We start from the raw sequence: 12534 nt of genomic DNA, 5'->3' as shown, positions 1-12534 counted from the left end.
TATGGGGATGGGAAAATGCAGAAAAATCAGGCGTTTAATCCAGCCCAAAAGCCGCAACTTGCATGCAGGCAGGGTCCTCTTCATGCAAGTTGCACGATTCCGGATTTTTTAATATTTCATAACTCGTTGTTTTAAAAGGTTTTATTTCAACTCTGTGAGTTGGCACAGTGTCTGCAACATCCCTGTTAACGCTGCAGCATCAAGGTTTACCCACTGCAGACTTTCAATAAAACAGGAGTTACTCGTATGAAGAAGTTCGCTCTCGCTACTGCTACCGCTCTGACCCTGGCCATGGGTGCTAACGTGGCCTTTGCTCAGACTTCCCAAGCTCCAATGACCCTGGCCGCTGGCGAAGTGACCAAAGCCAAAGAGTCCACTTCGGATACTTGGATCACCACCAAAGTCAAAGCTGACCTGCTGACTGAAAAAGGCATTCCTGGCTCGGACATCAAGGTTGAAACCAACAAAGGCGTGGTTTCGCTGTCCTCGACAGTTGCTATCTCTGACTCGCAGAAAGCCACTGCCGTAGCGATCACCAAGAAAATCAAAGGTGTTACCGCTGTTTCCGCTGACGGCCTGCTGGCTGGTGGCGCAACTAAGGCCGACAACATCGACAAAACCAAAGGCGCAGCAGCCGACGCAAAAGGCGCTACCTCTGATACCTGGATTACCACCAAAGTGAAAGCTGACCTGGTAACCGAGAAAGGCATTCCTGGCACCGACATTAAAGTCGAAACCAACAAAGGTGTAGTGTCCCTGTCCTCTTCCGTCGCAGTGACTGAAGCGCAGAAAACTACCGCGGTAAATATCACCAAGAAAATCAAAGGCGTTAAAGCTGTATCGGCCGATGGCCTGAAAGCAGAGTAACGCTTAACGTCTCGTCTGAACTGTAAAGCGGCGGCTTAGGGTGAGTTAGATATCCACCCGGTGCACCTCTGGAGTTCATGCGACCGACCACACGGATGTGGTCATTACAGGCCCCGGCACTTGTGTCGGGGCCTGTTCTATTCTGAGCAGAAACAAAATCTCCAGGCCGACCCAAAACAAACGTGGGAGCTGGCTTGCCTGCGATAGCAACACCTCGATTCAACTGAATGACCGAGGTGCCTGCATCGCAGGCAAGCCAGCTCCCACATTTGCATGGTGTCGCTCAGGTGTTACTCAGCATCCAGATGCATCGGCGTCACCACCCGACCATCCTTCTGCGCCTGCCCCAGGTTGGCATCAATGAAGTACACCCGGTCATCTTCCAACTGGCCTTTGTCCACCAGGTAGTCCTTGATGGCACTGGCACGGTCTTGCCCCAGTTGGCGCAGCAAGACGTCACTGGCGCCCCAGAACTTGATCAACCCATCACGCAGCTTCGCAGTGCGATCATCGCTGCCCAGGTCTTTCCATTCGGCCGGTGGTTGTTGTTTCAGGCGTGTACGGTAGATGCCTTCAAGCAGCGGCGCCTTTTCCTTCACCGGTACGACAAGCAACGAAGCCTGGGCCGGGACTTTATCGCCACGGCGCTGGAGTATCTTGTAGTAGTTATATTGGTATTCACGTTCCAGACGCTCTGCGGCGAGGAACGGCCCGTCACTGCTGGCAGCGGCCGTGCCTTCGATTTCCAGGCGCAGGGTAGGGCGCTCTTTCAGCGCCTTGGCCAGGGTGTTCAGCGCGCCTTCGGCGTCTTTGTTCAATTCGCTGGAGCCTGCGGCGAACGACACATTGCCCAGGTCTTCAGAGCCCCCGCCAGTCACCAGCCCGCCGATAAACTTGAACGGCGCCGTCGCCGCGCGCACCACTAGGTTACGCAGGGTCTGCCACACAATCGGCATCACGCTGAATTGCGGGTTGTTCAGGTCGCCCGTCACCGGCAGCTCGATGGAGATCTTGCCGTCAGAGTCCTTGAGCAGGGCGATTGCCAGGCGAATTGGCAAGTCCACGGCATCGGCGCTGTCGACTTTCTCACCCAGTTGCAGCTGTTCAACCACCACTTTGTTTTCAGCCTTCAACTGGCCCTTGGTGATCACATAGTGCAGGTCGAGATTAAGGCGGCCCTTGCGGATGCGGAACCCGGCGAACTTGCCGGAGTACGGCGTCAATGTGGTCAGCTCGACGCGCTTGAAGCTGGTGGCGATATCCAGCGCCGCCATCGGATCAAACGGGTTCACGCTGCCCTTGATGGTCACTGGCGCATAGCGATCCACCTTGCCCTTGATATCGACGGTGGCCGGTTTGGCCTGGCGACTGTCAATGGTGCCGATCTGCCCGTTGAGCTGCTGGATGGCCGTGGCGAAGTTGGGTGTGAGGCTGAAGTCGGCGAAGTTGGCCGAGCCGTCATTGATCGCGATCTGGCCGATATGAATGCCCAACGGCTTGTCTTTACTCGCCGCGGGCTTGGCCGCTGATTTGGCGCCACTGTCGGCGGGCTGCGGGATCAGCAAGTCGTCGATGTTGGTGGTGCGGTCATCGTTGATCATGAAACGCGCGTATGGCTGCAGCAGGTTGACCTTGTCGATCGACAGGCTGTCGCCGTGCTGATAGTTCACGCCTTCCAGCACCAGGCGCTGCCATTTGAGGAAGTCGCGGGTTTTGAGCGTGTCCAGGGTGTGCAACTGATCGACCTGAGCGCGGCCGGTGATCTGGAGCGCCAATGGCTCAGTGCTTTTAAGGTTCACATCCAAGTTACTGCCGAGCATGCCGCTGCGCAGTTCCAAGCGAATGAACGGGCTGATATAGGACTGGGCGACCCGCAGGTCGATGTCCTGGGTATTCACTTTGAGTTTGGCGCTGACCGGGTTGAGGTTGACCTGGCCGGTTGCCTGGATCTTGCCTTGCTTGCCCAGGCCGGTATCGACTTTCAAGGTAAAGGGGCTTTGGTTCAGGCTGTCGAAGTTCTGCACGTCGACATTCAACGGGCCCAGCTCCAGCGCTACCGCAGGTTTGACCTGGCGGTCCGCCAGGTGCACCTGATAGTTACGCAGTTGCACATCCTTGAGCAGCACTTGCCAAGGTTTGCTGGGTGCTGTTGGCTGCGCCTTTGGCGAGTCGGCTGTCGCCGGTGCGGTGGCAGGTTCCGGCGCCTTGGCCGGTTTGCTCGGTTGGCTGGCGAACAGTTTCTGCCAGTCCAACTGCCCATCGGCTTCGCGGGCGGCCCAGGTTTCCAGCTTGTTGCTGCGAATCTTGCCGACCACTACCTGCTGCTTGGCCAGGTCCACCGTGGTTTCGCTGACGTCCAGGCGTTCCAGGCGCACCAATGGGCGGCCATCCGGTGCCTTGATTGCAAACGGCGCGATGCTGGCGGCGGTGTTGGTCAGGTTCAGTTCGGTTTCTTTGGCCAGGCTGAATTTGTAGTCGGTGCTGAAATTCAGCACGCCATCTTCCAGCACCAATGGCAACGCGTCTCGCACGTATGGCCACCAGGCTTTCATCTTGCCATCGGTGACTTTCAGCGTGCCCTCGGAGGTGATCGGTATCAGGCTGAAATTGCCTTTCCAGTCGATCTGCCCACCTTGAGGGCCGGCGGCCACCAAGGTCATGTTGGCATTGTCTTCCGGCAGCGTGCTGAGGTTTTTCAGCTCAAAGTCGAGTTTGTCGTAGAGGAATTCGATCGGTTCGCTGGGGCGCAAATCTTGAAAGTGCACATAGCCGCCAGCCAGCTTGATGCTGTCGATGCGCAGCGGGAACGGCTTGGCGTTAGGGTCAGTCGGCGTGGGCTCGCTCGGCGGCAGCTTGAACAACTGCGCCAGGTTCAGTTGGCCGGACTTGTCGAACAGCAGCTCGGTCTTGGGCTGGTCCAGCTGCACATCGGCCAGGTGCAGCGCACGGGTCCAGAGACTATCGATCTGCAGGTTGGCGTAGAGACGCTCGAAACCCACCTGCTCCTTGCCCGGTTCGCCGATCTTCAAGCCCCATGCCGTAACTTCCAGGCTGAACGGGTTGAGCTCGATTCGCTCGATGCGTGCCGGCACCGTGGCGTAATTGGCCAACTGTTGGTTGGCAATGCGAAGGGCGATGCCCGGCAGAATCAGAAAGCCCAGCAAGCTGTACAGAGCCAGGGCGGTCAACAAGGCGCCAGCGGCGCGGATCAATCCTTTGGGCATGAGTGACGCCATCTATGTAGAACAAGAGTGCCTTGGAGTATGGCACGGGATTTCGGTTCCGAAGTACCGGGCTGCTTGGGAAAAGTACTACAACTGAAGGATCAGGGTTTTCAGAGGCGGCTGCTGATCCTGAGACGGGAAGTCGGCTCCCGGCGCCATGATTTGCCAGTCGCGTACCGGGCGCCCGGCTTTTTCGGCGCAACGCAGCACCTGTTCGCGCCAATCATCCATGCTGACTTTCGCCAAGTTGTTGCAGCAAATCAGCACGCCATTGTCGGCGGTAGCGAGCAGTGCAGGCTTGAGCAGGCTCTGGTAGTCGCGCAGCAGGTCGACGGTGCCGAACGCGCTCTTGGCCCAGGCCGGTGGGTCGAGCAGCACTAGGTCATATTGGCGTTGCTCAAGGCGCGGATAGCTCGGCAGCTTGTGGCCGCGGCGCTGAGTGATCGGCAAGCCCGCCAGTTGGCGAATCGCCGGAAAGTAGTCGGATTGCACGAAACCCATGGTCGGCAATTGCGGGTTGAGCACACCGTTTTCGCGGCCCACCGCCAGGTTGCCCTCGGCGAAGTCCAGGTTGCACACCTCGCGGGCGCCACCGGCTGCCGCGCTCAGGCCCACGCCACAGGTGTAGGCAAACAGGTTGAGCACACGTTTGCCGGCGCTGTGTTCCTTGACCCAGCCACGGGTGTTGCGCAGGTCGAGAAACAGCAGCGGGTCCTGCCCAGCATGGCGCCCGCGCACGCGGTAATTGAGGCCCCATTCGTGGCCGACCAAGTCTTCCAGTGCCGCCGGTTGGGCGCGGTACACCGTGTCTTCACGGTCGATCCGCGAATTGCCACGCGAGCGGTCGTTGTACACCAGCAGCAATTCCAGGCCCATGAACTGGTTGATCAGTTCATGCAGGTTCAACAGCTCGGCTGTTTCCAGGGACTGGTGAAAACTCTGCACCAGCAGTTGCGGGCCATAACGGTCAATGGTCAAGCCGCCGGCGCCTTCCTGGCTGCCGTGGAACAGCCGGTAGCAGTCGGTGCCCTGGGCATGCAGCGTGTTGATCAGGTCTTGGCGTTGATCGAGGGCGGCGCGCAGCGCCTGATTCAAGGGAGTCATGGAGCGCGCCTTGCTTGCGAGTCAATATGGGCGCGGAGTTTAACAGCTATGAGCCGCCGCCTACATCAGCCCCATTCGCCGATGGGCGCGCTGCACCGAACCATTGCGCATCGCCCAGCGCAGCAACGGTGCACTGCGCTTGACCCCGGCGCGGATCAGCTGGCGCTGCAACGGGCTCTGGTGCTGTTCGAGCAGGTTGCTTGCCCAGTCTGGCAGCAGGTCGATCCCGGCCTGCATCATCAAGCTGCCAAAGGGTTTGGCCAAGGTGCTGGGTGCGGGTGCATTGAGCAACAGGCGCAGCACTTCGCGGCTGCGCTCGTCGCACAGCAGTTGCGGACGAATGCGTGCCAGGTAATCCGAAATTTCCTGCCGTGAACGCGGAACATGCCGAGCGCCCAAGCGCTCGGCGACCAAGGCGATTTCACTGTAGTAACGGTCCTGGTCCCGGCCCGAAAGACCCGGGTTGCAATAGCGCAGGTGCGACGCCAGAAAGTTGCTGACTTCCGCCACGTGCACCCACGTCAGCAGTTCCGGATCGCTGGCCGCGTAAGGCCGCCCGTCCGGGGCATGCCCGGTCACTTGCAGGTGGATGGTGCGCACTTTTTCGATCAGCCATTCGGCGTCTTTGCGCGAACCGAAGGTGGTGCCGGAAATAAACTGCGAGGTGCGCCGCAAGCGCCCGAGCATGTCCTGGCGAAAGTTGGAGTGGTCCCACACGCCGGCCAGGGCCAGCGGGTGCAAGGCTTGCAGCATCAAGGCGCTGATGCCGCCAATGAGCATGCTGCTGAAGTCGCCATGCACTTGCCAACTGACCGAGTCCGGCCCGAACAGGCCGGGATCGCCCTTGGGGTTTTCCAGGTCCAGCTGGCCCAGTGACAAGCCGGTAAGGCTCATCAACTGGGTTTCGATACGGCTGCGGATAAATTCCATGGCGACTTCAGAGGTTCCTAGCGGTTCAGGCGTTTGTCGATCAGCCCGTCTACCACGCTGGGGTCGGCCAGGGTCGAGGTATCACCCAGGCTGTCCAGTTCGTTGCAGGCGATCTTGCGCAAAATCCGCCGCATGATCTTGCCTGAGCGGGTTTTCGGCAGGGCGGGTGCCCATTGGATCAGTTCCGGCTTGGCAAAGCTGCCGATTTCCTTGCTGACCAGCGCCAGCAGGTGTTTTTTCAGCTCATCGCTGGGCTCGACGCCATTCATTGGCGTGACGAAGGCATAAATCCCCTGGCCTTTGACGTCGTGGGGATAGCCGACCACGGCAGCCTCGGCCACCTGATCATGCAGCACCAGAGCGCTTTCGACCTCGGCGGTGCCGATACGGTGGCCCGAGACGTTGATCACATCATCGATGCGCCCGGTGATCCAGTAGTCGCCGTCTTCATCGCGCCGTGCGCCGTCGCCGGTGAAGTAGTAGCCGGGGTAGGGTTTGAAATACGTGTCGATCATGCGCTGCGGGTCGCCGTAGATGCTGCGAATCTGGCCCGGCCAGCTGGCTTTGATCACCAGCACGCCACTGCCGGCACCGCTGATTTCCTTGCCTTGCTCATCCAGCAGCACGGGCTGTACGCCAAACATCGGCTGGGTCGCGCAGCCTGGTTTGATACGCTGGGCGCTGACCAGTGGGCTGAGCATGATGCCGCCGGTTTCGGTCTGCCACCAGGTATCGACAATCGGGCAGCGTTGTTCGCCCACGGCGTTGAAGTACCAGTCCCAGGCTTCCGGGTTGATCGGCTCGCCGACGCTGCCCAGCAAACGCAGGCTGGCGCGGGACGTGTTCTGCAGCGGCCCGTGGCCCTCACGCATCAAGGCGCGCAGCGCGGTGGGCGCGGTGTAGAAGATATTCACCTGATGTTTGTCGATCACTTGCCAGAAGCGCGAGCTGTCCGGGTAGCTCGGTACGCCTTCGAACATCAGCGAGGTAGCGCCATTGGCCAGCGGGCCATACACGATGTAGCTGTGGCCGGTGACCCAGCCCACATCGGCGGTGCACCAGAACACTTCGCCGTCACGGTAATCGAGCACGTACTTGAAGGTCATCGCCGCCTGCAGCAGGTAGCCGCCGGTGGTGTGCAGCACACCTTTGGGTTTGCCGGTGCTGCCGGACGTGTAGAGGATAAACAGCGGGTCTTCGGCGTCCATCGGCTCGGGCGGGCAGTCGTCGCTGGCGGCGTCCAGGGCTTGCTGGTATTTGAGGTCGCGGTCTTTGACCCAGATAAGGTCGGCCCCCGTGCGTTGCACCACCAGCACCGTGCTGACGTTCGGGCAACTGGCCAGGGCCTTGTCGACATTCTTTTTCAACGCCACCGGCTTGCCGCCGCGCACGCCTTCATCGGCAGTGATCACGGTGCGACAGTCGGCGTCGAGAATGCGGTCGCGTAGGGCGTCCGGTGAGAACCCACCAAACACCACCGAGTGCACCGCGCCAATTCGCGTACAGGCCAGCATCGCGTAGGCCGCTTCCGGGATCATCGGCATGTAGATGCACACTCGGTCGCCTTTCTTTACGCCACGGCTTTTCAGCACATTGGCCAGGCGGCTGACGTTTTGGTGCAGTTGGCGGTAGGAGATTTTGGAAGATTTTGCAGGATCATCGCCTTCCCAGATGAAGGCCGGCTGATCGGCGCGTTGCGCCAGGTGACGGTCAATGCAGTTGTAACTGACGTTGAGTTGGCCGCCGGCAAACCATTGGGCGGCGCCAGTCTTGATGTCTGACTGTTGGACGGTGTGCCAGGGTGTTATCCAGTCGAGAAAGCCCTTGGCCTGTTCGGCCCAGAAGGTGTCAGGTTGCTCAATGGATTGGCGATAGAGGCGCTGGTACTCGGCTTGACTGAGCTGCGCGGCAAGGCGGACGGCATCGGCGCTGGGGAATGTGCTGATATCGAACATGTGCGGTCCTTATTCTTGTTTTCGGGACAAGGCATAAAGATGCACGCTGTGGGGAGAGGGTTCAAGGCCAACGTCCAAACGGACGTTGGCCTTGGTGTACCGGCTTCAGCCGCGGTGACGACCGCGGAAGTAGTTGATCAGGCCTTGGGTCGACGCATCGTCAGCCAGGGTTTCTTCGGCGCCGGTCAGGCGGTTGTAAACGCCCTTGCCCAGCTCCTTGCCCAGCTCAACGCCCCATTGGTCAAAGGCGTTGATGCCCCAGATCACGCTTTGCACGAACACTTTGTGCTCATACATGGCCACCAGTGCGCCGAGGCGACGTGGGCTGATGCGCTCCACCACAAGGGTGTTGCTCGGGCGGTTGCCCGGGATCACCTTGTGTGGTGCCAGTTTCTGCACTTCGGCTTCCGCCAGGCCTTTCTCGCGCAGTTCGGCTTCGGCTTCGCTGCGGGTCTTGCCGAGCATCAGTGCCTGGCTTTGGGACAGGCAGTTGGCGTACAGCCACTGGTGGTGGTCGGACACCGGGTTAAAGCTGACGATCGGCACGATGAAGTCGGCTGGGATCAGTTGGGTCCCTTGGTGCAGCAACTGGTGGTAGGCGTGCTGACCGTTGCAGCCGACGCCGCCCCAGATGACCGGGCCTGTGTCGGTGGACACTGGCGTGCCGTCCTGGCGCACGCTTTTGCCGTTGGATTCCATGTCCAGCTGTTGCAAGTGCTTGGTGATGTTACGCAGGTAATGGTCGTACGGCAGGATCGCATGGCTCTGCGCACCCCAAAAGTTGCCGTACCACACGCCCAGCAAGCCCAGCAGCACGGGCATGTTCTGTTCAAACGGGGCGTTCTGGAAATGCTGGTCCATGGTGTAGGCACCGGACAGCAGTTCCTTGAAATTGGACATGCCGATGGCCAGGGCGATTGGCAAGCCGATGGCTGACCACAGCGAGTAACGGCCGCCGACCCAGTCCCACATCGGGAAGATGTTTTCTTCGCGGATACCGAAGGCCACAGCTGCCGCGTTGTTACTCGATACGGCGATGAAGTGGCGGTACAGCTCGGCTTCCGAGCCACCTTGGGCCAAGTACCAGGCGCGGGCGGCCTGGGCGTTTTTCAGGGTTTCCAGGGTGTTGAAGGATTTCGACGAGACGATAAACAGCGTGGTCTCGGCGCGCAACTTCATGGTCAGCTCGTGGAATTCGCTGCCGTCGATGTTCGCCAAGTAGTGGCAGCGCACGCCTTTATGGGCGTAGGACAACAGTGCCTCAGAGACCAGCTCCGGGCCGAGGAACGAGCCACCGATGCCGATGTTCACCACGTCAGTGATCGGCTTCTCGGTGTAGCCACGCCACAGGCCATCGTGGATACGGCCCACGAGGTCGGTGATCTGGTTCAGCACTTTGTGCACGTCCGGCATGATGTTCACGCCGTTGACCGATAGCTTGTCACCCACGGGGCGGCGCAAGGCGGTGTGCAGAGCCGGGCGGCCTTCGGAGGAGTTGACCGGTTCGCCGGCGTAGAGCGCGTCGATCGCAGCTTTAAGGTCGACTTCCTTGGCCAGCCCTACCAGCAGGTCGCGGGTTTCGGTCGTGATCAGGTTTTTCGAGTAATCGAGGAAAAGCCCGCAACTGCTCAAGGTGAACTCGGAAAAGCGCTGGGGATCGGCATTGAACGCGTCGCGCATGCTGAAATCCTGCATGGCTTGGCGATGTTTATTGAGCGCTTGCCAAGCGGGCAGAGCGGTAACGTCATGAGGAGTGCGGTAATACGCCATCGCTGCGGGTTTCCTTTTTATTACGGGGACTTGCCTTTAGGACACTTCTAAATCCGGAACGTCCAGTCTTTCATCAGGCGTTGGGTGCCGGTCAGCGCCAACAATGGCGCAGGGCGATTACATTAAACCTAGCGTGTCGATATGTCTTGGCTTTGTCTGCGCTGTGGCCGGTACTTTTTTATACCGGCACAGCGGGGAGGGCAACAGGTGCGGTGTTTTTTCAATGAGAAAAGGCGGGGGTGGTCAGGCCAGGTTCAGGTGCAAGTTATCGATCAGGCGAGTCGCCCCCAGATACGCTGCAACCAGGATCACCACATCGCGATCCTCACCCGTGGCCGGGCGCAAATGCACGCCTTGGCGCACTTCGAGGTAATCCATGCGCAAGCCGGCGGCTTCAATGTGCTGGATTTGCTCGGCACGCAGCTTGGCGAAATCGTGGTCACCGGCTTTGATCGCCGTGGCAATCTGGCTGAGGCTGCGGTACAGCACCGGGGCGATGGCACGCTGCTCGTCGGTGAGGTAGCCGTTGCGCGATGACAGCGCGAGGCCGTCAGCGGCACGTACGGTCGGCTCGCCGATGATCTGGATCGGCATGTTCAGGTCATGCACCATGGCGCGGATCACCGCCAGTTGCTGGTAATCCTTCTGGCCAAACACGGCCATGTCCGGCTGGACCATATTGAACAGCTTGCTCACCACTGTGGCCACGCCTTCGAAGTGCCCGGGGCGGCTGGCGCCGCATAGGCCTTCGGACAGTTGCGGAACACTGACGCGGGTCTGGCCGCTCATGCCGCCGGGGTACATTTCTTCGACGGTCGGCGCGAACAGCAGGTTGCAACCGGCTTGCAGCAGCTTTTCCTGATCCGCCGCCAGCGTGCGAGGGTACTTGTCCAAATCTTCGCCTGCGCCGAATTGCAGCGGGTTGACGAAGATGCTCGCCACCACAAAATCCGACTGCTGCGCGGCCTTGGTCACCAACGTGGCGTGACCGCTGTGCAGGTTGCCCATCGTGGGCACAAAGCCGATGCGTTTGCCGGCGCTGCGCGCGTGGGCGACGGCGGCGCGCAGTTCTCGTACGGTTTTAACGGTGTTCATGCAGAGAATCCGTGTTCAGCGCTTGGGAAAGTAACGGCTTTAACTTCGTTGACGTAAGCGCTCAACGCGGCCTGGATACTCTCTTGGCCGGCCATGAAGTTCTTCACGAATTTCGGCGCACGGCCGGTCAGCGACAGGCCGAGCATGTCGTGCAACACCAGAACCTGGCCATCGGTATCGGCACCTGCGCCAATGCCGATCACCGGCACTTTGACGGCCTGCGTGATCTCAGCAGCCAGTTCGCTCGGCACGCACTCCAGCACGATCATCGCAGCCCCGGCTTGTTCCAGGGCGATGGCATCCGCACGCATCTGGCGCGCCTGGGCTTCATTACGGCCTTGTACTTTGTAGCCGCCGAGGATGTTCACCGACTGCGGTGTCAGGCCCATGTGCGCGCACACCGGCACACCGCGCTCAGCCAGCAAACGGATCGGCTCGGCGAGCCACACGGCACCTTCGACTTTGATCATGTGCGCACCGGCTTGCATCAGTTTGCCGGCGTTTTGAAAGGTCTGTTCGAGGGTGGCGTAACCCATGAACGGCAGGTCAGCGATGATGAAGGCGCCGTCGTTACCGCGCTTGACGCTGGCCGTGTGGTAGGCGAGTTCATCAGTGGTGACGGGCAGGGTGCTGTCATTCCCTTGCAAAACCATGCCGAGGGAGTCACCCACCAGCAGCACCTCGACGCCGGCCTGGCAACAGGCCTGGGCGAAGGTGGCGTCATAGCAGGTCAGCATGGCGATTTTTTCACCTTTGAGCTTGAGGCTCTGCAAGGTGGTCAGGGTAATGTCTGGCATGAAAAGGGTCCTCGTTCAGGCGCTTGGAAACAGCGAGTAACGCGCGTGAGTCTTCGTTTATACAGGCGCACTGTCTTGAGAGCAGTGCTTATAAGGCCTGGATTGCGCCCTTCAGCGCCGGGTTGGCGGCAGCGGGACGCCTATAGTCGTGATGAGGGCTCGGTAAGTCAATTGGATGTGTTACCGCATTGTTACGAGTGCGGTGTTACCGCTGTTACGGGTGGGCGCTGGCTTGCCTGCGATGCAGGCGACTCGGTTCGGCAGTCATGCTATCGCAGGCACGCCAGCTCCCACCGGGACCGGATCAGACTTTAGGGAGGCGTTCCAGCCCGACAAACGGGCAGGCCGTCAGCAGCGCTTTGAGCGTACGGCCGTCGGGCAACTGCAGGTCGGCCGGCGCCAGCTCAGCCAGCGGGTACAACACAAACGCGCGCAAGTGCATCTGATAGTGAGGCACCGTCAGGCGTGGCTCGTCGATCAAGCGATCGCCAAACAGCAGGATATCCAGGTCCAAAGTACGCGGGCCCCAACGCTCGAGGCGCTCGCGGCCCTGGTCGTTCTCGATGGCTTGCAGCGCATCGAGCAGTGCCAGTGGCGCGAGGTTGCTGTCCAGGGCCGCGACCGCATTGGTGTAGCGCGGTTGGCCCGGGAGCAGCGAATCACTTTGATAGAAGGCGGACACGCCTGCGAGGGTGGTGCCGGGCAGCAATGCCAGCGCCTGGGCGGCGCTGCGCAATTGCTGGTCCGGGGCAGCCAGGTTGCTGCCCATGCCGATGTAGATACGTTCCACGT

General features: G+C 60.2%; 9 protein-coding genes. 1 reads left to right on the top strand and 8 read right to left on the bottom strand.

Annotation, left to right across the window (positions count from 1 at the left end; translation table 11 throughout):
* Positions 1 to 246 precede the first annotated feature (246 nt).
* Entirely contained in the window at positions 247 to 867 is a 621-nt protein-coding gene (locus tag KZH41_RS26640; RefSeq protein ID WP_094950190.1) for a BON domain-containing protein, read from the top strand.
* Positions 868 to 1157: 290 nt separating this feature from the next.
* On the opposite strand, the gene KZH41_RS26635 is transcribed toward KZH41_RS26640, so the two are convergent.
* The 8 genes from KZH41_RS26635 to folK form a co-directional block, all read right to left on the bottom strand.
* On the bottom strand, positions 1158 to 4091 hold the full coding sequence (locus KZH41_RS26635; protein ID WP_263274011.1) for a DUF748 domain-containing protein: 2934 nt from the start codon (positions 4089 to 4091) through the stop codon (positions 1158 to 1160).
* 87 nt (positions 4092 to 4178) lie between these two features.
* Positions 4179 to 5195: a class I SAM-dependent rRNA methyltransferase gene (locus tag KZH41_RS26630; RefSeq protein WP_094950187.1), complete on the bottom strand. Its 1017-nt coding sequence runs from the start codon at positions 5193 to 5195 to the stop codon at positions 4179 to 4181.
* 60 nt (positions 5196 to 5255) lie between these two features.
* Complete coding sequence (locus tag KZH41_RS26625) at positions 5256 to 6125, bottom strand: oxygenase MpaB family protein (RefSeq protein ID WP_263274010.1); 870 nt, start codon at positions 6123 to 6125, stop codon at positions 5256 to 5258.
* A gap of 17 nt (positions 6126 to 6142) precedes the next feature.
* On the bottom strand, positions 6143 to 8080 hold the full coding sequence (acs, locus tag KZH41_RS26620; protein WP_263274009.1) for an acetate--CoA ligase: 1938 nt from the start codon (positions 8078 to 8080) through the stop codon (positions 6143 to 6145).
* Positions 8081 to 8185: 105 nt separating this feature from the next.
* Complete coding sequence (gene pgi / locus KZH41_RS26615) at positions 8186 to 9850, bottom strand: glucose-6-phosphate isomerase (RefSeq protein WP_242152564.1); 1665 nt, start codon at positions 9848 to 9850, stop codon at positions 8186 to 8188.
* A 243-nt stretch (positions 9851 to 10093) separates the two neighbouring features.
* The gene (panC, locus tag KZH41_RS26610) at positions 10094 to 10945 is read right to left on the bottom strand and encodes a pantoate--beta-alanine ligase (RefSeq protein WP_263274008.1); all 852 of its coding nucleotides are present in this window, start codon (positions 10943 to 10945) and stop codon (positions 10094 to 10096) included.
* A complete protein-coding gene (panB, locus tag KZH41_RS26605; RefSeq protein ID WP_094950182.1) occupies positions 10942 to 11742 on the bottom strand; it encodes a 3-methyl-2-oxobutanoate hydroxymethyltransferase in 801 nt (266 codons plus the stop codon). Before panB ends, panC begins: the two co-directional genes overlap by 4 nt.
* 304 nt (positions 11743 to 12046) lie before the next feature.
* Positions 12047 to 12532: a 2-amino-4-hydroxy-6-hydroxymethyldihydropteridine diphosphokinase gene (gene folK / locus KZH41_RS26600; RefSeq protein WP_094950181.1), complete on the bottom strand. Its 486-nt coding sequence runs from the start codon at positions 12530 to 12532 to the stop codon at positions 12047 to 12049.
* Positions 12533 to 12534: the final 2 nt, after the last annotated feature.

The organism is Pseudomonas sp. YeP6b (assembly GCF_025642995.1).
In the GTDB taxonomy this organism is placed as follows: domain Bacteria; phylum Pseudomonadota; class Gammaproteobacteria; order Pseudomonadales; family Pseudomonadaceae; genus Aquipseudomonas.
The sequence above is the reverse complement of the archived record's forward strand: the minus strand, read 5'-3'. Positions and strand labels throughout refer to the sequence as shown.